This window comes from Bradyrhizobium sp. AZCC 2176 (assembly GCF_036924645.1).
GTDB lineage: Bacteria > Pseudomonadota > Alphaproteobacteria > Rhizobiales > Xanthobacteraceae > Bradyrhizobium.
Window position 1 is genome coordinate 2191427 of record NZ_JAZHRX010000001.1, and the last position, 25233, is coordinate 2216659.

The 25233-nt window shown below is 60.3% G+C and carries 23 protein-coding genes and 2 pseudogenes; 13 read left to right on the plus strand and 12 right to left on the minus strand.

The window, feature by feature from the left end:
• Positions 1–139 precede the first annotated feature (139 nt).
• Entirely contained in the window at positions 140–2992 is a 2853-nt protein-coding gene (locus V1288_RS10060; protein WP_334356889.1) for an ATP-binding protein, read from the minus strand.
• A 353-nt stretch (positions 2993–3345) separates the two neighbouring features.
• Between V1288_RS10060 and V1288_RS10065 the strand changes: the two genes are divergently transcribed.
• The 8 genes and pseudogenes from V1288_RS10065 (at position 3346) to V1288_RS10100 (ending at position 10730) form a co-directional block, all read left to right on the plus strand.
• On the plus strand, positions 3346–4053 hold the full coding sequence (locus tag V1288_RS10065) for a hypothetical protein (RefSeq protein ID WP_334356890.1): 708 nt from the start codon (positions 3346–3348) through the stop codon (positions 4051–4053).
• 204 nt (positions 4054–4257) lie between these two features.
• A complete protein-coding gene (locus V1288_RS10070) occupies positions 4258–4956 on the plus strand; it encodes a type 1 glutamine amidotransferase domain-containing protein (protein ID WP_334356891.1) in 699 nt (232 codons plus the stop codon).
• A gap of 285 nt (positions 4957–5241) precedes the next feature.
• A pseudogene (locus tag V1288_RS10075) lies at positions 5242–5613 on the plus strand (GlcG/HbpS family heme-binding protein); the annotation flags it as partial.
• Positions 5614–5655: 42 nt separating this feature from the next.
• Positions 5656–6252, plus strand: a complete 597-nt coding sequence (locus V1288_RS10080) for a VOC family protein (protein ID WP_334361270.1) — start codon at positions 5656–5658, stop codon at positions 6250–6252.
• Positions 6242–7297 (plus strand): alpha/beta fold hydrolase, encoded by a 1056-nt coding sequence (locus V1288_RS10085; RefSeq protein ID WP_334356892.1) that lies wholly within the window; start codon positions 6242–6244, stop codon positions 7295–7297. The genes V1288_RS10080 and V1288_RS10085 overlap by 11 nt, the downstream gene beginning before the upstream one ends.
• 175 nt (positions 7298–7472) lie before the next feature.
• On the plus strand, positions 7473–9233 hold the full coding sequence (locus V1288_RS10090; protein WP_334356893.1) for an MOSC and FAD-binding oxidoreductase domain-containing protein: 1761 nt from the start codon (positions 7473–7475) through the stop codon (positions 9231–9233).
• A gap of 38 nt (positions 9234–9271) precedes the next feature.
• A complete protein-coding gene (locus V1288_RS10095; protein WP_334356894.1) occupies positions 9272–9877 on the plus strand; it encodes a redoxin domain-containing protein in 606 nt (201 codons plus the stop codon).
• A 115-nt stretch (positions 9878–9992) separates the two neighbouring features.
• Positions 9993–10730 (plus strand): hypothetical protein, encoded by a 738-nt coding sequence (locus tag V1288_RS10100; protein WP_334356895.1) that lies wholly within the window; start codon positions 9993–9995, stop codon positions 10728–10730.
• Positions 10731–10737: 7 nt separating this feature from the next.
• On the opposite strand, the gene V1288_RS10105 is transcribed toward V1288_RS10100, so the two are convergent.
• Entirely contained in the window at positions 10738–13632 is a 2895-nt protein-coding gene (locus V1288_RS10105; protein ID WP_442893936.1) for an ATP-binding protein, read from the minus strand.
• A gap of 317 nt (positions 13633–13949) precedes the next feature.
• Here V1288_RS10105 and V1288_RS10110 point away from each other — a divergent pair, with 317 nt between their 5' ends.
• Positions 13950–14198: a hypothetical protein gene (locus tag V1288_RS10110; RefSeq protein ID WP_334356897.1), complete on the plus strand. Its 249-nt coding sequence runs from the start codon at positions 13950–13952 to the stop codon at positions 14196–14198.
• Positions 14199–14621: 423 nt separating this feature from the next.
• Positions 14622–15062, plus strand: a complete 441-nt coding sequence (locus tag V1288_RS10115; protein ID WP_334356898.1) for a hypothetical protein — start codon at positions 14622–14624, stop codon at positions 15060–15062.
• Positions 15063–15349: 287 nt separating this feature from the next.
• On the opposite strand, the gene V1288_RS10120 is transcribed toward V1288_RS10115, so the two are convergent.
• From V1288_RS10120 to V1288_RS10135, 4 genes are all read right to left on the minus strand, one after another.
• On the minus strand, positions 15350–15487 hold the full coding sequence (locus tag V1288_RS10120; protein ID WP_334356899.1) for a hypothetical protein: 138 nt from the start codon (positions 15485–15487) through the stop codon (positions 15350–15352).
• Entirely contained in the window at positions 15462–16184 is a 723-nt protein-coding gene (locus V1288_RS10125) for a type IV toxin-antitoxin system AbiEi family antitoxin domain-containing protein (protein WP_334356900.1), read from the minus strand. Before V1288_RS10125 ends, V1288_RS10120 begins: the two co-directional genes overlap by 26 nt.
• Positions 16185–16805: 621 nt before the next feature.
• Positions 16806–17027, minus strand: coding sequence for a hypothetical protein (locus tag V1288_RS10130; RefSeq protein ID WP_334356901.1), 222 nt, complete (start codon positions 17025–17027; stop codon positions 16806–16808).
• A gap of 96 nt (positions 17028–17123) precedes the next feature.
• The gene (locus tag V1288_RS10135) at positions 17124–17447 is read right to left on the minus strand and encodes a hypothetical protein (RefSeq protein WP_334356902.1); all 324 of its coding nucleotides are present in this window, start codon (positions 17445–17447) and stop codon (positions 17124–17126) included.
• 454 nt (positions 17448–17901) lie between these two features.
• Between V1288_RS10135 and V1288_RS10140 the strand changes: the two genes are divergently transcribed.
• The gene (locus V1288_RS10140; protein WP_334356903.1) at positions 17902–18192 is read left to right on the plus strand and encodes a hypothetical protein; all 291 of its coding nucleotides are present in this window, start codon (positions 17902–17904) and stop codon (positions 18190–18192) included.
• Between the two features lie 203 nt (positions 18193–18395).
• On the plus strand, positions 18396–20414 hold the full coding sequence (locus V1288_RS10145) for an AAA family ATPase (protein ID WP_334356904.1): 2019 nt from the start codon (positions 18396–18398) through the stop codon (positions 20412–20414).
• A 57-nt stretch (positions 20415–20471) separates the two neighbouring features.
• On the opposite strand, the gene V1288_RS10150 is transcribed toward V1288_RS10145, so the two are convergent.
• The 6 genes from V1288_RS10150 to V1288_RS10175 all read right to left on the minus strand — a co-directional run bounded on the left by V1288_RS10150 (position 20472) and on the right by V1288_RS10175 (position 24884).
• Positions 20472–21377 carry an alpha/beta fold hydrolase gene (locus V1288_RS10150; protein ID WP_334356905.1) on the minus strand — a complete coding sequence of 302 codons (906 nt, stop codon included), beginning with the start codon at positions 21375–21377 and terminating at the stop codon, positions 20472–20474.
• A gap of 39 nt (positions 21378–21416) precedes the next feature.
• On the minus strand, positions 21417–21716 hold the full coding sequence (locus V1288_RS10155) for an Ada metal-binding domain-containing protein (RefSeq protein WP_334356906.1): 300 nt from the start codon (positions 21714–21716) through the stop codon (positions 21417–21419).
• Positions 21717–21720: 4 nt separating this feature from the next.
• Positions 21721–22557: an alpha/beta fold hydrolase gene (locus V1288_RS10160; protein ID WP_334356907.1), complete on the minus strand. Its 837-nt coding sequence runs from the start codon at positions 22555–22557 to the stop codon at positions 21721–21723.
• Positions 22558–22582: 25 nt separating this feature from the next.
• Positions 22583–23431 (minus strand): isocitrate lyase/PEP mutase family protein, encoded by an 849-nt coding sequence (locus tag V1288_RS10165; RefSeq protein WP_334356908.1) that lies wholly within the window; start codon positions 23429–23431, stop codon positions 22583–22585.
• Positions 23432–23504: 73 nt separating this feature from the next.
• A complete protein-coding gene (gene ogt / locus V1288_RS10170; RefSeq protein ID WP_334356909.1) occupies positions 23505–24068 on the minus strand; it encodes a methylated-DNA--[protein]-cysteine S-methyltransferase in 564 nt (187 codons plus the stop codon).
• Between the two features lie 63 nt (positions 24069–24131).
• Positions 24132–24884, minus strand: coding sequence for a glucose 1-dehydrogenase (locus tag V1288_RS10175; RefSeq protein WP_334356910.1), 753 nt, complete (start codon positions 24882–24884; stop codon positions 24132–24134).
• Positions 24885–25032: 148 nt separating this feature from the next.
• Between V1288_RS10175 and V1288_RS10180 the strand changes: the two are divergent.
• Positions 25033–25233: pseudogene (locus tag V1288_RS10180) on the plus strand (Ada metal-binding domain-containing protein); the annotation flags it as partial.

A 25233-nucleotide genomic window follows, 5' to 3' on the forward strand; every position in this document is an offset into this window, starting at 1 on the left:
GGTGCGCCGTCACACTCGCGCAGCGGCCGCGAAATAGCTCGTTATGGGTTGTTAGGGGGCGTTAGCCGTTGCGAGCGGCGAAAATGTCCGGTTGCGATGAACAACGCACCGGCCCGTGTTGCCTTTTCAGGCCGCGCAATCAGAATTGCCGAAGGATTTCACGGACATGGCGCAGATCGGCGGTGTCGAGTCCTTCTTCGAAACGCGCGTAGATGCGTTTCAGATCGGAGACGGCGGCGGCCTTTGCCTTCGGCTCGGTCGCAAGACGCAAGCGGCTCGCGGCAATTCGCAGACTCCATGACAAGGCGGACTGCTGTCCCGCCAACGCCATCGCGACGCCGAAATCCTGTTCTGCGCCGGGCTGGTCGCCGCTCCGCGCGCGAAGCTCCCCGCGAACGCGGAGGAGCTCCGGCATTTCCCAGCTATCGCCCTGGTCAGCGACGGATCTGATTTCGGTTTGTATCGCGTCGAGCGCATCATCCAGCCGCTGCCGAATTGCCAGACCTTCGACCAATGCGACGGCGGCGGCTCCACTGTAGAGTTCGAGGCGATCGGCAATCATCCGGGGCAAGGATTGCTGAAGCAATTCAAGCCCTTCATCTACCGCGCCTGTTGTGACCTGCAGCTCTCCCTTGAGCGCGAGCGAGACATTGTGAAATGGTCCGAAGCCGTGCTTGCGCGCATGGTCGGCCAGTCGGACAGCGGCCTCTTCCAGCGCGTTGGTATCGCCTACCCAGCGGTAGACCCGGGCCGCAAAACACAATCCCGCGCAATACATCGCAAGATCGGGGTTCGATCCGATATCCATGAGGCCATTTGCCACCGATACGGCCTGATCGGGCAATCCGAGAAGCCAGAGGTTGGTGCACGACATGATATGTGTGCCGCGCGGGCTTGCAAAATGGTCAACCGGCAAGGCGGGAATTGCAGCGTCACCGGCTTCGCCTGCCTGCAGCCTCTCCCGGGCGAGCCGCTGATCGCCGCTCAAATGGTGGGCAACCCCGAGATAGGTGTGCGCACGGGCCAGCGCCGCAGGATGTCCGATCTTGGTCGCGACCGCGTCAGCAAGCTGGGCTACCTCCAGCAATTTCCTTCGCTCGTACGTACGGCGGTACAACGCATGCAGACGGCTCAGCAAGCGAAACTGGTTCTCGAGGTCGCCGACTTCCTGCGCCAATGCCAAACCACGCCTGAGCGCTGCTTCACATTCCTCGCTGTTTCGTTCTGTAAACATGGCTGCGTGGCCGAATGCCCACAGCAGCTCTACTCTCGCTTTCTGATTGCCGGGCTCAATTTCCGGCAGGGCGAGCGCACGCATGGCCCAAAGCCGGCATTCCTCGAGCAGATTACGCTCCACGAACAGCCGTGCGCAGGCGGCCGCAAGAGGAAACCGCAAATCGGTATCGCCCGCGTCGGAATAGACCCAAACAAGCGCAGCCCTAGCATCGCTCAGAAGATCGCCGCGATGGGCCCAGCCGCCCGGACGCTCTCCTCCCGGCTCATAGGATCGCGGTTTCAGGGCCTGCAATACGTAGCTTGCATGCTTCGAGGCCGCTGCGTGGGATGCTCCCGAGGCGGTAAGTTTTTCGATCGCATAAGCCCGTGTTGTCTCCAGCAGGCGGAACGAGGTCTGTGCACTTCTGGGACTGCTCGCGACCAGGGATTTGGTGACGAGTTGTTCGAGACGAATGAGGACGGCGTCCGGATCATCAAGATCGCCTGCCAGCGCGCGGGCGCCCTGCAGCGTGAACGGACCGGGAAAGATGCTCAGATACTCCAGAAGGGTTCGCTCTTCCGGCGCGATTAGCTCATAGCTCCAATCCAGCGCAGCACTCAGCGATTGATGACGCGGCAGCGCGGTGCGGCGCCCGCGCCACGCCAACCGGAGCCTTCCGCCAATAAGCTCATCGATCTCGAGCAGCCCGTGCGCCGAGAGCCGGCTGGCAACCAGTTCGATCGCCAGCGGCATCCCATCGAGCTTGCGGCAGATTCGGACTATGACCTCGGCGTCGGCATTAGTGATGTCTGCGCTATACCCTGCCGCAACGGCGCACTCCATGAAGAGGCGCGTGGACGAGTATTTGCCGAGTTCGGCTTCGCTCGCGACATTGTCCGGCGGAAGCCCGAGTGAGGCCAGCTCAAACACCGACTCGCCTTCCGCATCGAGGGATTCGCGGCTTGTCGCCAGAAGCGAGACGCCGGGAGCGTGCTGGTAGATTTGCTCGGCGAGGCGCGAGACGGCCTCAATGACGTGCTCGCAACTGTCCAACACCAACAGCATCTGCTGGTCGCGCAGCGATTCAATGAGCCGCGGCGTCGGATCGCCAACGGGAATAAGCAGGCCAAGCGCCGATGCCACGGCGATCGCAACGAGGTTCGGTTCCTTGAGGCTGCCGAGGTCGAGGAATCGCGCCCCATCCGGGAAGCGGCCTGCCATCCTATAGGCAAGGTCGATCGCGAGCGTCGTCTTGCCGATGCCACCAGGCCCACGAAGCGTCACAAAACGACGGCCGACGAGATGATCCGCTACCGCCAGGACATCCTTTTCCCGTCCGATGATCCGTGTAGGTCGCGGAGGAAGGTTGGGGTGGGGTGTTTCATCGACGGAGTCGGCGCGCTTTGCCGGCGATGCCGTGCGATTCACCGGGGCGACGAAGCAGTAGCCCCGCCCAGCGACATTCGTGACATAGGATTCGCCGCCCTCGCCGTCACCCAGTACCCGCCGCAACTGAGCGATGTGGAATCGCAGGCTGCTGTCTTCCACGGTGAGGCCGGACCAGGCCCTTTCCATGAGCTCGGCCTTGCTGACGACCTCACCCTGGCGGCTGATCAAGATGCACAGAATGTCGAATGCGCGGCCACCGAGCTGGGTCCGCGTGCCCTCACGTTCCAGCCGGCGAGCGTGCGGAAAAACGCAGAATGGCCCGAAGGAAAATGCCTCCGGGATCCCCTCGGCCGCAATCGATGGCCCTGATCCGCCGCGGTTCGCCACAGGTCACACGTTTCTTCTTTTGTTGCGGGCCGTTGATACATCAGAATCTCGAAGGAAACGACCGGGAACCATGCCCTAAATGCGGGCAGCAACTACAATTGAGTTGCGGCTATCCGCCCGGTCCGCCGCCGTTTTCTTTCACCGGGATGCACCAGCATTGGTTGCGATCAAGGGACTCAACACGAAGCGACCCCCTCTTGCCCGGGGTTGAAATTTCTCGACTAGTCAATTTCTTTGCTTTTTCAATAAGATGCGGCATCAGAAAGGCTCTCGCAAGTCCTAACAACATCTAACGCGCCAAGCCGCAGATATCCCGTCATGGTCAAAGCACCACATGAGGGATTTGAGAGAGCATGGCACTCGTTGACGACGCAATTGAAGCCAGCGGAGGCTTAGCGCGCTGGAACAAATTGGAGCGATTCACCCTGCACCTGTCGATCAAGGGAACGCTGTTTTCGCGCCTCGGGCGGGCTCGTCAGTTCAAGGACCTGATTGCTGAAGGCTCCACGCAGGCCCAGTCGGTACGCTTTACGGGTCTGACGCGCGGTGAGAAGAGCGGCACGTATCAACCGGATACGGTGACGATCGAAAGTCTGGATGGCCAGGTTCTCAGAACATGGCTGAACCCACGCCTTGAATTCCTGGATCATACCGACGATCCGCTCGCCGACGATCTGCATCTGATCTTCTTCTGCGGCTTCTCGATCTGGAATTACTTGACAACGCCCTTTCTTCTCGCGCGCCCGGACGTGACAGTGGAAGAACTGTCCCCCTGGAAGGAGCACGACCAGACGTGGAGCCGCCTTCGCGCGTTCTTTCCTCAGGATATCGTCACTTCATCTCCGGAACAGATCATTTATTTCGATGAAAACTGCCTGCAGAGGCGGGTTGACTACGATCTTCTCGGCACACGGGTCGCACACTACTCCTGGGCGCATCAGGCATTCTGCGACATCGTTGTTCCAACGCTCCGCCGCTCGCTCGCGGTACGGCCCGACGGAACCACAGCTCCCAAACCGATCCTGCTCGACGTCGAAGTGTTCGACGCCGCGTTCGAATAGCGAAGCTCTGCCCTCCCCTCACTCGATCCTAGCGTTCACTTGCAACGCCTAACAACGCCTAACGAGCCAACGGCGGCGTTTGGGTACAGGGTGTGTTCACGGCCAACGGCGGAACGCACGTGCTCGAACGGGATTGCGCCGACAATACTCAACAAGGATCAGGATCGGCGTTTCATTCGACGAACGCAAACAAAGGAGACGATCATGAAGGTGCTGATGGTTATCACTTCCCATGACCAACTGGGTAACACCGGACGGAAGACCGGCTTCTGGCTCGAAGAGCTCGCGGCTCCCTACTACGTCTTCAAGGACTCCGGCGTTGATATCACGCTGGCTTCCCCTAAAGGCGGCCGCCCGCCGCTCGACCCGAAGAGCAACGAGCCAGAATCCCGCACCGAGCTCACCCTTCGGTTCGAAGCCGACGAAGAAGCGGAAGCGCAACTCGACAAGACCGTGCGCCTCGACAGCGTCAAACAGGAAGACTACGACACGGTTTTCTATCCCGGCGGTCATGGCCCGATGTGGGATCTCGCAGAGGACAAAGACTCGGTCAAATTGATCGAATCCTTCCTTGCCGCCGGCAAGACGATCGCTGTCGTGTGTCATTCGACCGGTGCGCTCCGCCACGTCAAGACGCCCGACGGGAAGCCCCTGGTGCAAGGCAAGGAAGTCACCGGCTTCACCAACGGCGAAGAAGAAGATGTCGGCCTCACCAAGGTAGTCCCGTTCCTTGTCGAAGACGAGATGCTGAAGCTCGGCGCCGTCTTTTCGAAAACGGCAAACTGGGGAGTCCATGTCGTCAGCGACGGCTTGCTGATCACCGGTCAAAATCCGCACTCGTCGGGTCCGGCTGCGCACACCCTGCTCGCCGCTGTGAAACAGCGCGTCAGGCCGGCCGCCTGAGCGCCAAGATCGAGCGGCCCTTGCAGCCGCAGCCGAAATCGCTGGAGAGGTGCGTGCAACCGGCGCCTCTCCGCCCAAACGTAAATTCAGAATCATCACAATGGAGGCGCCCGGCGGCGCAAGCGAGAATCAAGGCGCTGTACGAACAAGGCTTCCACAAGCCTGGCGATGCCGAAGGCAAGCGTCGATCCTATCTGGAGCGACTTGGCCAGAGCGGTTGAGGCGATCGAACCGCGCGAACCCATCTCTCTTCAAATCGGACAATTTTCGGAAAGGAAACATCTCATGGACTTGCTCACTTACGCAAAAGACATCTCAAGCCGCATCGAAGCGCAGGCGGCGCGCGTCAATGTCCCGGTTGCCGTCTCGATTATCGACGTCCACGGCAACATCATCCTCAAGCATCGCATGAACGGCGCACCGGTGTTCGCTGCCGATCTGTCGGAGCGCAAGGCCTATACGTCCGCGCTGGTCGGAATTCGAACTGCTGACATGTCGCCGCTGGTCCAACCCGGGCAACCCCTGTTCCCGATGATGTCGGTATCCGGCGGAAAGTATTTTTCGATGGGCGGCGGCTCACCGCTCAAGGTCGACGGCCAATTGGTGGCGGGCGTCGGCGTCAGCGGGGGCACGGTCGACCAGGATGTCGAGATACTGGAAGCGGGGCTCCGCGAGCCCGCAGCCGCGCGCATTCCGGACATGAAACTCGAAGTCGTCGTGATCCCGGTCTCCGACGTCGATCGCGCCAAGCGATTCTACGGCGGCCTTGGTTGGAGGCTCGATATCGATTATGCGACGGGTGACGACTATCGGGTGATTCAGTTCACGCCGCCCGGATCCGGCTGCTCGATCATCTTCGGCACCAACGTCACCACGGAGGCGGCGGGCTCGGCGACGGGCCTGCATCTGATCGTGTCCGACATCGAGGCCACCCGTCGCGACCTGCTCCGCCGAGGCGTCCCGATCAGCGAACTATTCCATGACGCCGGCGGTATATTCCATCATGCCGTTTCGAAAGACCTGCGCGGCGGCCCAAACCCGGAGCGGAAGAGCTACGCTTCCTACGCCTCGTTCAGCGATCCCGACGGCAATGCCTGGGTATTCCAGGAGGTCACCGCACGACTGACCGGACACATCGCACCAGGCGATACAAGCTTTACCCCGGAACTGACGAATGTGGTCCGGGGGGCGTCCGCCCTCAAACCCGGCATCGAAACCACGGAAGGCTTGAGCGACCTGCCCGGCGCCGCCGCTTTGCTTCAGCCCAAAATCGCAGGAGAAACCTATGTCCAATGAAATCAACCACGATCGCCGCCGCCTGGTCGGCGCTGCAGCCTTGACCTTCGTCACCAGCCAGTTCGCGCTCAGCGGCGCAGCCGAAGCCCAACTATCAAAAGCGAAGCCGGCGAACCTGGGGCCGGTCAAGCCGGGCACGCACACGTCGTTCGCGCCACTGAAGCAGATCGACGCCGGCGTGCTCAGTGTCGGCTATGCCGAAGCCGGCCCGGCGCAAGGACCTGTGGTGATCCTGCTGCATGGATGGCCGTATGACATCTATAGCTTCGTCGACGTCGCTCCGCTGCTCGCAGCGGAAGGCTACCGCGTCATCATTCCCTTCCTGCGCGGCCACGGCACCACCAACTTTCTTTCCGATGCTACTCTTCGTAACGGACAACCACTGGCGATCGCAACCGACATCATCGCGCTGATGGATGCCCTCAATATCCAGAGGGCGACCCTTGCCGGATTCGATTGGGGCGCCCGAACCGCCGACATCATGGCGGCGCTTTGGCCGCAGCGATGCCAGGCGCTGGTCTCGGTGAGCGGATATCTGATCGGCAGCCAGGAGGCCGGCAAGAAGCCGCTGCCGCCGAAAGCCGAACTGCAATGGTGGTATCAGTTCTATTTCGCGACCGAGCGTGGCCGGGCCGGCTACGAGATGTATCGCCGCGAGTTTTCCAAACTGATCTGGCAGCTCGCTTCACCGAAATGGAATTTTGACGACGCCACTTTCGAGCGCACCGCAAAAGCCTTCGACAATCCGAATCATGTCGCGATCGTGATTCACAATTATCGCTGGCGGCAAGGCCTTGCCGAAGGGGAAGCAAAATACGACGCGCTTGAGAAGCAACTTGCCGAGGCTCCGGTCATCGGTGTTCCCACCATCACCATGGAGGGCGACGCCAACGGCGCACCGCATCCCGAGCCCGCGGCCTACGCCAAGAAGTTCACCGGCAAGTACGCGCATCGGACCATCAAGGGCGGCATCGGGCACAACCTGCCGCAAGAAGCGCCCGGCGCGTTCGCGGAGGCTATCATCGACGTCGTCGCCGACAGCTGACGGGACGCCAGAGCGGGACCTGCGGGCTGGCCAGTTGCGGCCCGCGGGTTGCCTCGCTCCAGCAACGGAGAACGAGAATGCGCAGGGCAGTCACAATCGCGGCATTGGTTACGATCGTTCTGGTCACGCTGATCCAGTTTGCGCCATCTTTCTTGTTTGGATAGGACCGCCTGCGATGGCACGATTGGTTTCAGTCAATGTTGGTCTGCCGCGCGACATCGTTTGGCAGGGCAAAACGGTGCACACCGGCATTTGGAAAACGCCCGTCGAAGGGCCGCGGATGGCACGCCGTCTCAACATCGACGGTGACGGCCAGGGTGACTTGAATGGTCATGGCGGTGAACGTCGAGCGGTGTTTGTCTATCAGCTGGATTCCTATCGGTATTGGCAAAGCCATCTCGGACGAGATGACTTCGTTTACGGGCAATTCGGTGAGAATTTTACGGTCGATGGCCTGCCGGATGCGGAAGTTTGCATTGGCGATCGTTACCGGATCGGCGGCGCGCTATTCGAGGTGACGCAACCGCGCGTCACCTGCTACCGCCTCGGCATCCGCATGAACGAGCCCGAGATGGCCGGGCTTGTGGTCAAGCACGGCAGACCCGGCTTCTATTTCCGTGTGCTGGAGGAAGGGCAAGTACAGGCTGGCAACGAGATCATTCAGGTCGCTTCCGGCCCCGAGCGCATGAGCGTGTCCGAGATCGATGCACTGCTATACAAGCCGGGTCACCCCCGCGACCGGCTGGAGCGTGCGCTACGCATCCCGATGCTGAGCGTCGGATGGCGTCGGTCGCTCGAAGCGTTGCTCACACAGGCGCGCGACGGCGGTACGACGACCGGAAATGCGGGGCTCAACGCAGCAGCCGGACCACCGCCGGCCTGGCGTGGATTCCGCCCCTTCCGTGTCTCGCGCAAGGTGCGCGAGAGCGGCAACGTGATCTCGCTGCTGCTCGAACCCGTGGACGGACAGCCCATCGCGAGCGCCCTCCCCGGGCAGTTCGTCGTGCTGCGACTCGAGCCAGCGTTTGCGCCTGCGCTGATGCGCAGCTATTCACTGTCGGGTGAACCCGTTGCCTCGCACTATCGCGTCAGCATCAAGCGGGAAGCGCATGGTGCGGCCGGTGCCTTCATCGACGACAAGCTGCAGATCGGCGAGATCGTTCAGGTAAGCGCGGCGCGCGGCGACTTCACCCTGCGCCCCGGCGACACGCCTGTTGTCTTGCTGAGTGCCGGGATCGGCGTGACGCCGGTACTCGCGATGCTGCATGCACTGGTGGCCGAGGCGTCGACGCGGGAAGTCTGGTGGCTGCACGGAACGCGTAACGGCCGCGAGCATCCCTTCTCCGAAGAGACGCGTGAGCTGCTCAATTCGCTTCCTCACCACCATAGCTATGTTTGTTACAGCTCGCCCGCCCCAAACGATCGACCTGGTGTCGATTTCGACGCTGCGGGGCGCCTCAACATCCAGGCATTCCAGAAACTTGACCTGCCGCGCAATGCTGATTTTTACATTTGCGGCCCGTCGATGTTCATGAGCGACTTGACTGCCGGCCTTGCCGCACTGGGCATCGCACCGGATCGCATCCACACCGAGCTTTTCGGCGCCGGTCCATCAATTACGCCAGGAATTGCGGCCGCGCCGCGGCGGCAGCCACATCTGCCGGCAGGGCCCGCCGCAACGGGACCGATGATTTCGTTTGCCCGTAGCGGCCTCGATGTGCGCTGGGGGTCATCGTTCCAGAGCCTGCTCGAGCTGGCCGAGGCTTGCGACGTGCCCGTGCGGTTTGCGTGTCGAACCGGCGTTTGCCACACCTGCGAGAGTGGACTTGTGGCGGGAACGGTCGGTTATCGGCCGGACCCGGTCGATGCGCCGGCAGAGGGCAACGTGCTGATTTGCTGTGCTCAGCCGACAGGCGACGTTGTAATCGATTTGTGAACGTGCTGCGTGAGTTTGCCAATCCCGGAGAAGATCAAATGCGATCCGACATGATCCAAGGCGCTGTCTTTCCCGACTACGAGCTCAGCGACCACACCGGAAAGCATCGCAAGCTCTCCGAACTGCAGGAGCAGGATCCGATGGTGGTCGTGCTTGGTCGCGGCGGCTTCTGTCCCAAGGACCGCCGTCAGGCCGAAGGTTTGCTCGAACTCCATCGCGAGATGGAGGTCGGCTATTGCCGGCTGGTCACGATCACGACCGACAACATCATCCAGACGAACGAATACCGGAGCGGCGTGGGCGCGCACTGGACCTTTCTCTCCGACTCCCGGCGCATCGTTCAGAAGGATCTCGACATCGCCGAATACACCGATCCCGTTCACGACCCGATGATCCCGCATGTGGTCGTGCTAGAACCCGGCCTCGTCATTCACAAGATCTACAAAGGCTACTGGTTCTTCGGTCGTCCGACCGTCGAGGAACTCCGGCAGGACCTGCGCGCCGTCACCAGGAAATGCCGGCCGGACTGGGACATCACGACAGCCGAGCTGAAGGCGGCGTGGCAGCAGGGCCGCAAAGAGCGGTTCTATCCGTACGGCAAGACGTACGCTCAAACCCTCCGCGACGAGCGTCGAGGCGGATAAAGACGGCGTTTTGCCCGTGTTTCTACGGACTTAGCTGGCAAATACAACAGCGGATAACAACGCTTAACGAGCGAATGCCGTCATTTGAGCTTACCTCAGTGGGCGAAGGCAACCCATGCATAAGGTAAAGCCGATGATTCCATTATTGGCAGATGCGATCGAGGCCCATGGCGGGCTGCACCAATGGAAGACGCACAACCATCTCTCGGCGACGATCAGGTGCGGAGGTGATTTGTGGGCGCTGAAGGAAATCGAGCAGGATCAAACGCCGCGAACGATCCGGATTGATTTGCATCGTGAGTCGGCATCCATCGCACCGTTCGGACGACCCGGTCAGCGCATGGATTTCACGCCGGGACACATCGCCCTCGTCACCGAAGACGAGCGCGTCATCGCGGAAAGAAACAGCCCGCGCGCGTCATTTGTACAGCATGATATGCGCACGCATTGGGATCCGCTGCATCGCGGCTATTTCAACGGCTACGCGCTGTGGACCTGCCTGACCACGCCCTTTCTGCTGGCGATGAAAGGATTTCAGATCCGGGAGATTGAACCGTGGCGCGAAGGCTCGGAGATCTGGCGCGGCCTCCGGGCGACCTTTCCTGCCGCGATCGCAAGCCATAGCACTGAGCAGGATTTCTATTTCGGACCAGACATGCTCATTCGCCGGCATGATTACCACGTGGAAATCGCTGGGAACTTTTCGGCTGCCCAATACATCTCTGAATTGGTGAGTATCGACGGCATCAAGATTCCGACCAGGCGGAGAGTTTATCTGCGCGACGAGAACCTGATGCCGATGCTCGATACTTTGATGGTCTCGATCGACCTCTCCGGCTTTCGCTTCGGCTGAGCCGCCGCTATTGCGAACGCGTCTCACCCAGCATGGTGCGTGCAGCTTTCAGATCGGCGGTTTCAAAGCCTTCGGAGAACCGGGCATAGGTTTCAGCTACACCAGCCAGCGGATCCACGAGACCCTGCTGATGTCGAAGCCGCGCAAGCGACATCTCCGTTCGTAGCCGCCAGGACAGCGCCCCCTGCCGTTCGGCCAGCGCGACAGATACTGCAAAGCTTGCTTCCGCAGTTGCAAGGTCGTCGCTGCGCGCCTCGAGCTCACCACGCAAGCGCAGCAGCTCCGGCATGTCGAAGGCCGCCCCCTCCGGCTCCACACGCGCGATTGTCTCGTTCAGCACCTTGAGAGCCTCCGGCAACCGGCCCAATGCCGCGAGTCCCTGCGACAACTCTGCAACGAAAGCGGACGCGTAGAGTTCGTAGCGGTCGGCATGCAGGCGCGGCAGCGAAGACTGCAACAGCTCGATGCCGGCCTTCAGTTCTCCGCGGGCAATCATGATCTGTCCGCGGAACCCCACGGCGACGGCCTGATAGGGCGTCAGTCCGTGGATGCCGGCATGCGCGGACAGCCGGCCGGCAAGGGATTCGACCGCCTCCCAGTCGCCGATCCATCCGTACAGAGACGCCGACCAGCACAGCGCGATGCTGTGCATCACGACGTCGCGCGGTGCCGCTGTGCCCGTCAGCGGTCGAACGCATTCGACTGCCCGGTCTGGAAAGCCACGCAACCACAGCACCCGTGCGAGCGGAATCTGTGGCGTTCTGGCATAGGCAAAATGCCCCGGCAGGGCGCTGCGCAGCGCCGCATCGCCCTGCACGCCTACATCCAAATGGACCTGCGCTTCGGTCTGGTCACCGACCAGATGGTAGGAGACTCCGACGAGGGCCTTGGCGCCAGCGAGCCCAGCAGGGTCGCCGATCGCCCGCGCAACCTTCTCGGCCTCGAGAGCCACCGGCAACAGGTGCTGATACTCGCCGGTCCGGCGATAGAACATGTTGAGCCGTGCCAGCAGTCTGAACTTGTGGGACAGGTCATCGAGGCCTTCCGCAATCTCGAGACCGCGGCGGAGCGCTCCCTCGGCCTGCTCGCTGTTGCGCTCGGTGAACATGAAGGCATGACCCAGCGTCGACTGGAGTTCTAGCTCCCATGCGGTTCCGCGACTGCTGTCATCGAGGTCCGCGAGCGCGCGACTGCACCAGATACGTCCCTCGTTCAGCAGATTGAGTTCGACAAACAGCCTGGCGCAAGCGCCCGCCAGCGGCACGCGGAGGTCCGCGCCGTCGTCATTGGCATAGACCCAGCTCAACGCGGCCCGGGCGTCGGCGAGCAGACTTGCGCGCTCCTGCGCACGAGATGCCTGGCCGCCTCCGCTCGCTTCGGCCATGGTTGCCTCAAGCACCTGCTGAACGTAGCCGGCATGCCGGCGAAGCGTGTCCGGCGCCTCGCCGCAATCGACCAGCTTCTGCATGGCATAAGCCTTGGTAGTGTCGAGCAGGCGATAGCGCGTAGAGCCACCATCCGGCCGCGCCGAGACCAGCGACTTGGCGACGAGTTGGCCGAGCGCATCGACGACTTGATCGGCCGGCGCGCGCCCATCGCTCGCCACGGTGAGCGCGCCTTGCAGCGTGAACTGGCCGGCGAAAACAGCCAGACGCCGCAGTGCCGTCCGCTCGCTCTCGTCGATCAGACCATAGCTCCAATCCAGCGTGGCCCCGAGCGTCTGATGCCGCGGCGGCGCGGTTCGCCTTCCACGCCATTCCAGCTTCAGGCGGCCGTCGAGCAGCGTTGCGACCTCGCGCAATCCGTGAACACCGACGCGGACCGCGGCCAGTTCGATCGCCAGCGCAATGCCATCGAGCTTGCCGCAAATTTCCGCCAACACATCCGCATCGTCATCGGTAAGGTCGGCACGATGACCTGCGGCTGTAGCCCGCTCCATGAACAGCCGTACGGCCGGATAGCTCAGTGCCTCGCTGACACTCAGCCCAGTTCCCTGAGGCGGCGCTTGCAGCGGAACAAGCTCGAAAATCTGCTCACCCTGCACCAACAGCGACTCCCGGCTGGTCGCAAGGATGCTGACGTTGGGTGCCCGCTGGTGGATGTTTTCCGCAAGCCCTGCGACGACGTCGATGACATGCTCGCAGCCGTCGAGTACCAGCAGGAGACGACGATCGCGCAGAAAGGCGATGATGCTGTCGGTCGGGTCGGCGTGATGCACCACAAGGCCGAGCGACGCAGCGACGCTGCTCGCCACGAGCGTCGCGTCCTTTAGGGGACCGAGGTCAAGAAAATAGACATGGCCTTCGAACGCGTCCAGCATGTCATGGGCCAGCGCGACGGCGACGGTCGTCTTGCCAATTCCGCCTGGACCTCTCAGCGTGACGAAGCGATCGCTCAGCAGCCGCGCCGACAAACCCTTGAGGGTATCCTCCCTGCCGACCATCCGCTCCAATCGGTGCGGCAGCGAAACCGGCCCGGACTTCTCTGAGGCTGTGTTCGCCGATGGCCTGGGCAACGGCGCCGGTGCTGGCATCGGCACGCTGCGCTGTACGGGAGCGACGAAGCAATATCCCCGACTGGGAACGTTGGTAATGTAGCGTGCGCCGTCCTTGCCATCACCGAGCGCCTTGCGCAGCTCGGCAATATGAACCCGCAGGCTGATTTCCTCGACGACAAGGCCCGACCAGGCAAAGGCTAGAATTTCTTCCTTTGGAATTACCTCTCCCGCGCGGCTCAGCAGCAGCCGCAAGATATCCGTTGCCCGACCGCCCAGCTTGACAGGCACGCCGTTCTTCTCGAGCAGCCGCGTCCTGAGTGAGAATGGGCCAAACGAGGCGACCTCTGGTTCGTGGTTTGTCGCTGCGCGAGCGCTGGCTGGATGCCTGCTATCCGTACCCGACATCCACGACCTGCGGCTCTTTGCGGAAAAGCTATTCCGAGAAATTCGCTTTACAGATTAATCGCTTAGGGAATGGTTGGCAACCGTCGCCGCCGATCTTATCGACGAGTCCGCAGCATTGCTCGCGGATTGCCGCCATAACAGGATCTTCCATCGCCTAACACGCCCCGGCCGAAGCCTCTTTCAGCTTGCTCATCACGACCACGCAAGAGCGAACGATCCATAACGAGGCATAACGAGAGAAAGGATGGCAGCGCCGTGGAATGCTCTCAGGCCCGCCGGGCTGGGCGGTTTGCCACGACACCGCGCGAGAGCCCCAAATGTTTCTCGGTCACCTCCACAGCGACGACGTGCGGCTTCTGAGGCACGAATTCGGCCTGCACAGCCTAGAGTCCTTCGGTCATCAGGTCGCGTTCAAGGATTCGATCGCCGGCCAGACTCTGAAGCAGATCATGCTCCATGATCCGGTCCGCGCGGCGCTTTTCCGGAAGGCCGACGCGTCCCTGGATAATTGGGCCGAGCAGGTTGTTTCTGAGGAGCCGGCGCGACCCTGTCGACTGGCGATATGAGATGGGGCGCTCTCAGCTTGAGATGGAAGGCTGCTCGTGCTGAGGACCAGGGCATATTCACAAGTTTCGACCTGGCTTCTCACGCCAATTTTGGAGGTTTCCGCCTTACAACGCGGGGACAATTCGCGGAGCTCGGCCCCTTCGTTGAACCGAAGTTCTTGATTGCCTGGCTGGAAGAAATGATGCTCCGACTCGGTCCGACGGCGGTAATGTACGCCAGCTCCCAAATGCGGGCCCCAACCTCACAGAATACTTCCAAGAGGTCGGAACGAAGTTGGTGCAAGGTTATATGCGTCGAAAGGATTAGTAGCGGGCAACGCCGAAAAGCCAGCTCAGGAGCGCGTTCGTAAGCACTCGTCAACCCGCACCCTTGCATTTGTGTTCGGGCCGAACTATCCGGCAACAAACGGTGAAGGAGCTCTAATGCCGGTTTTGCCTAATTCCCAAGGTCGTCGCGGCGGTTCCACCGCCAATCGATGGTACGAGACGTTCAAAAACATCAAGTGCGGACCGTCGAGCGGCGTACTTCAACTATCGTTCAATATCGGTGGGAACAATAACGGTATTACTCAAATCGAGGTTGATATTGACCCAAATGACTTCGCCGATTTGGTCGACATGATGTATTCGGCAAATGCCCATGCAACAGTGGCGGTCATGTCGGCAAAGATTGCCCAACATATTTCACGCGAACCTACACGCAATGAAGGCGTAGTGCGTTGGGCGCGAGGTGAGTTGAGCGATCTTGCCCATAGAAAGGCGCTCGATGCTTGGAGTAACGACGAAGCAGACAAGTTCGCAGCATCGGTAGACGCGCTTATCCAGGAACTTGCAGAAAAGGAAAAAGCAGAAGCGGAGGAATAAGCTTCTGCTTCCCTGATTTAGAAGCCTGCGGACCAGCGTCCGAGTTTGATCTTACGAATGAGACCGTAAGCGACCTGTGCCGAAGCGATCGCGGACAAAAGCCAGAACGTAATGTTGGCGAGGGATTCCGCGAACTGGGTTATGTCGCCATCACTCCACCTACCCGAAGAGGAGCATTGCGAGCGGAGCGAGCGCCAGCAGAAAGCCCTTAACCTTCCATACGTGGGTGCGCAGCCGTCCGATAACCCGATTTATGGCCCACCTCGCCACGTTGATTGGGCGGCGCCTCAAAGCTTCGTCGAGATTTTCCAGTCCTTCGGTGTTTCAGTCTTGGGCTGGGCTGGGGTGATATCGATTTCGACTTTCTCGATATCCCGCGCGCCGGACTGGGCCGCGACCTTACGGATTTGCTCGGTCGTCAGCATTCGTCCTGCCCTTTTTCCTGATGCGCGGCACTTCCGAAAGCAATTCGTCCTTGCGCGCGTGAACGTGAAGTTCCCACTCTGGCACGTACCCGATATCGCCTTCCCTGCGCGCGCGCGCGCCAAACGCCGAGCGCGTTTTTTTTGGGATGGCGGCGCGAAGCTGCTGCCGTAATTCGTCCTTGAGCGGCCTTTCGACAAGGTCACTCAGGAAGCCAAGACGCTGCAGCAGCGCTTTTGTTTTCATCTGCAATGCCGCCGTCATCAGTTTTTCCTGATCGATTTCCGCCATGGCGGCATGAACGATGCGCGTTAGTTCCGCTGGGCCTCCGGCAAGATCGGGCCTGTCGATGCAATCGACCAGCGTTTTCTCGGGATCGGAAATCCGCGTGCCGCGCCCGTACACATTGTAGGAGTTGAAGCCGAAGAACTTGCGGGCGGAGGCGGTTACAAAGCGGATTTCCGCGCCCTCTATTGTGCGCGGCGCCATCTGCTTGCGAACCGCGACAAAGACCGTCGTCGGCTTTTGCGTCGTGAAGCCATGAAAGGATGCCGCAGACCACCAGCCTATGTACGACTCGTCCACGACGGCCGCGGCGACGGCAAGTGGATTGTTTTCGCCGATGTTCTCGGCCCCGCGCTCGGGCGGCAGCAGCATGTAGCGCCCGCCGACGAGGCGGGTGAGCCAGCCCTTGCGCACGAGGTTTCGGATGACCTTGCGGCCCGTCTTCTCGGACTCAAGCAGGCTTATGATATCGTCCGCCTCGACGATATCCCTTCCCTGCTCGCGGAATGACAGGACGACGCGGGCTTCCGCCGGCCCGAGCGTCCTTGGAGTGGTTTCCATGGCGTTTTAGCCCTCTGGGGGCAAATCCTCCATATAAACTACTCCCAATGGGAGACTGTCAAGCTGAAGGGAGTGATATGTATAGAAAATTAGCCCTGCGGAAGGTAATTTATATACAGACTACTCTCCAGGCTCCCGGGCGCGGTCTGCCTGGCCCCCCCCCCCCCCCCCCCCCCCCGCATCATCGGCAGCAGCAACCATCCCCTGCCGCGCCTTCGGCGGCGGCTGAAGATGATGATGCTGCTGATCATGATGCCGATGATGCCGCCGATCATCGGCAAGATGTCCGAAACGGGCAGCAGCATCACCATGGGCCTCATGACCGGCATTTAGATGATGACGATCGAGCGGAATAGTGTCTAGGCGCCGTCTGGACGCTTCGCAAGAAAAGCGCAGATAGCGCAGGCGACGCTCACGACAAGCTCCGCATCATCGTCGCTGACATTCTTGCCTTTGCGCAAATGCCGCGCGCGGTCAGAAGCGAACCCCCACAGCATCGCGCGCGGTGCATTCAAGCGCTGCGACAGCGTGCTGGATGGCGGCAGGATTCGTCGCGAGCCTCTTCATGCGCTTCGACCAGCCGAAGAACAATTTCATGGCCGCGACGTACCCGTCCTTCACCGTGACCGGCGACAGCTTCGACGCGAGCAGCGCGTCGCGCCAGTCGAGCAGGTGCTGCTCGGTTACGCGGGCCATGTCACGGCTTCCGATCCGTCGCATGAGCTGCTCGAAGTAGGGCTCCCATTTTTTCCGGGTCGCCGGCGAAGTATTCTTGGCCTCGCAGAACTTCGGCTAGAGGCTGCCGAATTGCCGCTCGGGATTCGGCGAGACGAATTTTGGATAGCGCGCGGCTTCCTCGTCGGGCTTGTAGTCGCCTTCGGCGTTTCGGAACAGGGTTCGCGACGCGTGCGTCTTGGCGGCGAGGAAGGCTTTGAAGAAGGCATCGTACTTCTCGCCGAGCAGGCGGATGCCGCGCCGTAGAAACGCGCGCGCGTCCCCACCGACCTCCAGCCATGCAGCGGTAGGCAGTATCCGCCTCGACTTCACTTCGGCGATCGCGTGCAGGCTGTCCTGCAATACGGAAGGGCGGCCCTCCGCGACGATACCCCGCACCAACGTGCTAGGACTTATCCGCTCAGGATTTTGTACGATTGTTGTACGAAGCGCTCCAGCGAACAACGACGTCGCCGCCCAGAAATCGCAGAACCGCTTGTCGGCTTCGCCAACATTGTATGACGCGCTACAAATTTGAACTCGTGCCCTCCAAGCTGGACTGAGCGGCACGTACGTCTGACGGAGTTAACGTCGTCTCCGTTCCGCAGCTTCAATGCTTAGAACTGGCCGCTCATAACTATCTGATTCCAGATTCGAATCCAGGCGACCTCATGCGGTAAGCGGACTGTTGTGCGGACACTGAAAGAACGACTCGATCTCATTTCTAAGAACGACTCGATTTTGAACCGTGGATGGCTCCACGAAATTCCTTCACGGCGTGGAGGATTTTGCCGCCACCTCAGCATCGCTGCCCCTACCAACGATGACGACTACGACACAGCCATGGGGATAAAACGTGCCGCATAGCAAAGCCGCGCAGATGAAGGAGCTGGAGCAACTTGCTTCCTCCAACATCGCTACGGCCGATACGCTGGAGGCCAACGGCGCAGATCGGGAGTTCACCCAGGAACTACGCGACCGAGCGGCGCTCTGGCTAAGCGCGGCAGAAAACCTGAAGAGAAGCACAATGCGTGAGAAAAAACCCAAAGCACCTCGCCCGCATCCGGCAAATGCCGTGCAGTGTGTGCGGCAAGTGTCCGCCGAGAACCCCACCACCCTCGGGGTGCCTAGTGGGGCACAGGGATAGGATTAAAGGCCCCGGACGATACAGTCAGTCATCCCCCTCTGCCACCACCACCATGAATCTCACCGGATCGGCGTAAAGAGCTGGGAAGCCAAATACGGCAGCCACGAGAACCATTTGGGGAAGACCCGCAACCGGCTGTAATACCCCCTTGAGGTCACACTACCGCAACGGGTAGAAATGTCCCGGGCACGAAGGGGGAACTATTGAAACTCACCAATTTCTCCGTCGAGAATTTCCGTTCAGTCGAGAATAGCGGCGACATTCCTATTGAACAGCTCACCGCCCTTGTTGGACGCAATGAAAGCGGCAAGTCCAACCTCTTGCTCGCACTGGAAACCGTCAATCCTATCGGCGGCCGGAAGGACATCGACCCTGTTAAGAACTTCCCCCGGGGTCGGCACCTCAACCAGTGCAAGCCGAATACCGTCGTGGCGAGGACGACCTGGGAGCTTTCAGACAGGCAGAGGACAGAGCTGGCCGGGATCATCAAAGACCAGACCATCTCAAAGGTCGTTATCGCTCGCACGTATCACGCAGCCCAAACCTCCGTGGAACTGGTCGGCCTCAAGGCACCCGTTCTCGATCCCAAGAAGGTGACCGGGCAGTTGAGACGGCTCACGCCTGTGCTGGATGGCGTTGTCAACGGACTCTCAGAGCCCCACCTCGACCCCTCCGAGAAAGCACTCCAGGCGCTGACGGACGCCGCCAACAAGCCGGATGACCCGAAGGCGTGGGGAGCAAACGTGGTCAAGACGTCGAAGGCGTTCCGCGCTGCCATGGGCGCAGCCGGGATTGCCTTGAACGAAAATGCCGACGAGTTGCTTGCCGGATTGGAAGAATTAGCCTCCGACATCTCCACTTTTGACGAAGCCCACGGCAAGGCCAGGGCTAAGGTTCTGGAGTGGGTGCCGCCGTTCATCTATATCGCTGAATTTCCGGAGCTGGATGGTCACCAGAATCTGGCGAAGATGCAGAAACGCCGCTCCGAGAACCAACTCACGGAAGAGGACAAGAACTTTGAAAAGTTGGCGCAGGTCGCCGGCTTCGACCCTGACGAAATTCACTCCCTCCAAAGCGACCACGAGAAACGTCAGACGCTCCTCAGCCGAGCAAGCGCGCTCATCACCAAGGAAATGCGCCGCCTCTGGAAGGATAAGAAGCTGACGGTCCGGCTTTCGCCTGACGGACCTAACCTCGACACCCTGATCTACGACGAGAATGTTGAATACCCTGTCGAAGTGAACTTGGATGAGCGGAGCCGTGGCTTCCGCTGGTTCTTCTCGTTTTACATTGCATTCTCGGCCGACACCCAAGGTGGTGACGCAACTGACGCAATTCTCTTGCTTGACGAGCCTGGACTGTATCTGCACGCAAGATCACAAGAGGATTTGCTGCACCATCTGCGCGACGACTACGGAAACCAGATTATCTACACCACGCACTCACCCTTCATGATTCCTCCGGATCTTATCGAAGTTGTTCGCACGGTGAACATCACGGAGAAAGGCACGCAAGTAACGAAGGACCCGAGCGGCGACGCGCGCACGCTTTTCCCGATACAAGCTGCCCTGGGCTACAATCTCTCGCAAACGTTGTTTGTCGGCTCTGCGAATCTGGTCGTTGAAGGCGTAACCGACTTTTGGATTCTCTCTTCGGTCAACGATTACTTCGCCGAGACAGGCAAGACCCGCTTGGTCGAAAAGATGGTGCTCACGCCCGCGGGTGGTGCTGGAAAGGTCAGCTACATGACTTCCCTGCTCGCCTCGCAGGAGCTCGACGTGATCGTTTTGTTGGATGACGACAAAGCCGGCCGAGATCAACGCGAGGAGCTGATCAAGTCAAAGGTGCTGCGCGATACGTCGATTGTCTTCACCGCCGCAGCCTTCGACCCTTCGCCAGCAGAGTCGGACATTGAGGACATAATCGACCCGGCCATTTACACCGACCTCGTCAACAAAACATACGCCAAGGAGCTGAAGGGAAAGACACTCAGTCTCAATTCCAAAATCCCTCGCATCGTGAAGCGGTACGAAGAAGCATTTGAAGCGATCGGCATGGAATTTTTCAAAACCCGGCCCGCACGTGAGTTCATGGTGCAGATGGGCAAGGACCCGACCAAGGTCTTAACCGGAACCAGCATTGAGCAATTCGAGCGCCTTATTCAGGAAATCAACTCACGCTATCAGAAGCACAAGGCTGCGGGGCGCAGCGCATTTCAATGACGCCGTCAATGTCGCTGTGATGGCTTCTCAACGAGGACCTAGCTCACGTCAGGCTCCTCAATCGTGTTGCGCTGACGCGCTTTCCAAAAACGCGCGAATATAGCGATTGATGAGCGCCGGATGCTCATCCAAGATCCAGTGGCTTCCGCCCTCGATGCGGTGGATCGTCAAGTGGGGAACATACTTGTCGAGTCCATCATAATTTTGGGGTACAAGGAACTTGTCCCGGTCGCCATAGATGACGAGAGTCGGCATGGTAATGATTTGCGGAGATATCTCGTGGACATAGTTGCCATGGGCCGGTGACAATCCCTCGGCAGGCCCCCACCCTTCCGCATGATACCAGGCAACCATTCCTTCAATAGCACCTGGCTGACGCCATGCAGCGAGGTAGGCTTCAAGATCATCCTTCGTGAAGAAGGAATGCTCAGCAAATGTCCGCTTCAACGCCTCGAAATCGTTTGCTGCAATTTTTGCCGCGCTATCCGGCCGGCGCAGCCTTAGCCAATGCTTGCCACCGACTATCTGGCTCTCGTTGCAGTGAAGCTCGCGGTCGAAAGTTGCAGGGTGCGAACCGGACATGACCACCAGGCGGTCGAGCATCTCGCGATGGTGCAGGGCGAACGAATATCCGACGGCTGTCCCCCAATCATGACCAACCATGATGCAGGTCGAGAAGCCCAGATGCTGGACCAGACACTTCATGTCATCTGCCGCAACCCAGACCCCATTGTCCCGGAGATTTTTTGGTCGCGACGACAGATTCACGCCGCGCAGATCGACTGCCACAACCGTGTGGTCCTTGGCAAACTCGGCGAGCTGATGGCGGAAGGCATACCAATGCTGTGGAAATCCGTGCACGAACAACATGAGCGGGCCGGAGCCAGCAATGACGTAGTGCAGGCGCGCCCCTTCCACATCCACAAACTGGTGTCGAAGCTCGGTCGCTGCGGTGGTGCTCATGGGAGACTCCTTGCAAGAAGCTGGAAGTTCGGCTGCGGGCTAAGTACCCGGGCTTTGCGGGGCCGCCAAGCTGGTCTTCGCCCACTGGGCGCGGTCTTTACGCCAAAGAGCGTAGCGGTCAGGAAGACATCGCGCGCAAGGTCGGTAGCCGGCGGCGATAGCGGTCGTTTCATCGGCGAAGAACACGCGATGGCGCGTGTAATGCCCGCGCGCGATCCATTGCCGGGCGCTCCGACAATCGAGCCTTCCATAGCCTTTGAGCCGCCGATGCCCTCCGAGCAAGCCAGGCATATCACTAAGATACGAGCGGCCATCGGCGCCAACCAGCTTGTACGGCATGGCGTTATCTCCGCGTCACGGCTCCCGCCGAGACCGATGAGCCCTCTTCGATTTCGTCGAGAAATGCCAAGACCGCGTCGGCGAAATCATCGGCCCTGTCGATCATGGGGCAATGGCCGCTTCCGAAGATGCAGGCCTGCTTTGCCCCAGGTATCCCTGCGGCTAACTGTTCGGCGTGCAACTTCTGGAAATCTCGGTCTTCATCACCCCAAACGACGAGTGTAGGAGAGCAAATCGCGCCGAGGCGGCCGAGTGTGTCGGCCTTCCTGGCGGCTGCGATTTGCCGCCGGACCGCCTCTCGCGGCGGCCGCGGGCCAGAGGCGAGAAAGACTTCGACGATCTTGGCAATCGGCGTCTTGCGAAAGAATGAGGGCCCGAAATTGAAGTAGATGCTCTGAGTAGCAAAGGCCTCATCCGATAGTTCTCGGCTGAAGGCTTCACGTATGGTCAGTAAAGCATCCAGCTCGCCATCGCCCTTCGACCACGTATTGGCGAGGATGAGGCCATTAACGCGGTCTGGCGCGCTCAGGGCGAGCTCCTGCGCGATTTGTCCGCCCAGCGAGTGTCCCATCACGTGGGCCTTCTTGAGCCCGAGATGGTCGAACAAGGCCAGGACATCGCCGGCCATGTCAGCAGGACCGTAGCTTGGCGCCTCGCAAACGCTGCTCCTGCCCGCATCCCGATTGTCGAACGAGATGACCCTGTGCGTGGCGGAGAGCTTCGGTAGAACGCGCCGCCATAGCCGCTCGTCGCCTGTTACCCCGGGAATCAGAACTAGCGGTTCGCCCGCTCCTTCCTCTGTGTACCAGAAGGTCAAATCGCTGTGCTTGAATGTTGCCATGGCAGGCTCCTTGGAAGAATAACGGCTATCGGCCGGCGGGAAAAAGCGCTTCCGCTTCGGCAAACCCATAGAAGCGGTCGGCAATTGCGTCCCACGTACCGGATGAGCGGATCTCCGATGCGATGTCGCGAAGATGTGCGAGGACCGAAAGCATGGCTGTTTGCCCAATGCTGACCCGGCTCGCGCCCGCCTCGAAGAGCGCCTTTGCGCTGGGCGCTCCAGGCATCGCCATGAGGCTAATGGGCCCACCGATGGCTCCCGAAAGATTTCGGATCGTGTCAGGATCCGTCAGCAAAGGGATAAAAACGATGTCGGCCCCGGCTTTCAGATAAGCGGCTCCGCGCTGAGCCGTGATTGCTGCGCGCTCGGCCGCATCTGCCCCGACGCCGGCAAGGAAAGTGTCAATGCGGGCGTTGATGACGAGGGGTACACGGCTGTCGTTCGCGGCTGAACGCGCAGCTGCGATCCGGTCCTCCTGCGCTGCGATTTCGAACAATGGGGATGCGCCATTCTCATGCCTGCTATCCTCGAGATTGACGCCCGCAATACCCAGGTCGAGAACACCTCTCACGGTCCTTTCGACGTCGTAGGGTGATGCCCCATAGCCAGCTTCAATGTCCGCATTGACCGGCACCGATACCGCCGCGACGATCGATGCAAACTCGTGCATCATCGACCCGCGAACGAGCTTCTGGCCGTCCCTGCGGCCACGTGCGTACGCTATTCCCGCGCTCGTTGTGCCGACCGCTGGAAAGCCTGCTTCCTCAAAGATTCTGGCGCTCGCCGCATCCCACGCGTTCGGCAAGATGAGGCTGCCGGCGCGGTTTAACTCCAGAAACTTGGTCGCACGATCGAGGTGAGCATCGAATTTCATTGACGTTTCTTTCTCGGCTGGTCGCAGAGCATCTGCCTCAATCGCGCGCACATCTCCGTAATAAGCACCAGGATCAAGGCGCGGCCGATCGGGTTGGCAGGAGCACGCCTTCATGCTCGAGCAGCCAGCGCTTGCGCTCGAGCCCGCCGCCGTATCCCGTCAGCGACGAGTCCTTACCGATGACGCGATGGCAGGGAACGACAATGCCAACGGGGTTTGAACCATTTGCCATGCCGACGGCGCGAATGGCGTTCGGGCGGTCGATCTCGGTGGCAAGCAATCCATAGCTTGTCGTCTTCCCGGCAGGGATCTTGCGCAGAGCCGACCAGACTTCTCGCTGAAACGGTGTGCCGCCCGTCTCGACAGAGATTTCATCGATGGCTCTGACATCTCCCGCAAAGTACTTCTCCAAGCTCTGGCGCGCGGCAGATTGGTCAGCCGCTTGAACAAGACGATAGCCACCGACGCCATAATGCAATCGCAGAAGGCGGTGCATGCGATCCTCGAAATTGAGCCAATCGAGGGCTCGCAGGGCGTCACGCTCGTCGGTCACAACGAGCATGTCATCCAGAACTGTCGACACCCGCTCAAGGCGGAGGACGAGGACGTTCGAACCGTTTCTTGCATTCCTAGCCAACGGACTCCCCCTCTCCTTTCCCGTGATACCTACGCTTCCTGTTTCGCGCTCGGATCGGTTCGGCTATTGAGCGACGAAGCCGCCGTCGATGACAAACGGATGGCCGGAAACATAGGATGCAGCTTCGCTCGACAGGAAGAGCACGGTCCTCGCGACTTCGTCCGGCTCTGCGATGCGGCCCGCGGGCATCGCGCCAGTCACGCGTTCTTCAACGCCAGGCATCGAAAACCACCGCTTGACCATTTCCGTGCGCGTTGCGGCCGGACAAATTGCATTCACACGAATGCCCTTCTTTGCGTATTCGAGCGCAGCGGCCTTTGTCAGGCCGAGAAGGCCATGCTTGCTCGCGATGTAAGCCGATTGTCCAGGGCTTGCCACAAGACCGCTGACGGAGGCGGTGTTGATGATCGACCCTCCGCCATTGGCGAGCATCGCCGGGATTTCATATTTCATCGACAGGAAGGCGCCGAGAAGATTGGTCGCGAGCACGTTAACGAAGCCAGCTTCTTCTTCGTCGGCGATCAGCTTGCCCGCACGACCGATGCCGGCGTTGTTGAAGGCGATGTCGAGCCGGCCAAATGTTTCGACCGTGCGCGACACCATGGCGCGGCAGTCATCTTCCTTGGACACATCGGCCTTGATGAACGCAGCCGTGCCGCCCGCATCCTTGATTGCGGCGGCTACTGCCTCGCCCTCCTTTTCCCGGCGGCCAACGATCATTACTTTCGCGCCTTCCCGCGCAAAAAGCTGAGCCGTTGACTGCCCGATGCCGGTGTTGCCACCGGTGACGAGCGCTACTTTGCCTTCCAGAATCATGCTCTCTCTCCAAAAATGAGCCTGCTGCATCGCAAATTGCAGGCTGATTTTCTCGCAGGAATCGGACCTGGTCGTCGAAAACACCCGGGAGAGGTGATAGAGTCCGGAAACTGCCAGACCTCACTGGAGCGATATGAGATTGAGTCTCATGGATCTTAACCATGACGCCTGTTACCGAGCGATCTCGACCCGGGATGTTCGGTTCGATGGCCGGCTCTTTATCGGCGTTAAGACGACCGGCATCTATTGTCGGCCGATCTGTCCGGCGCGCGTTCCAAAAAAGGAAAACGTAACATTCTATTCGACGGCGGCGTCCGCTCACGAGGCGGGATTTCGTCCGTGCCTTCGA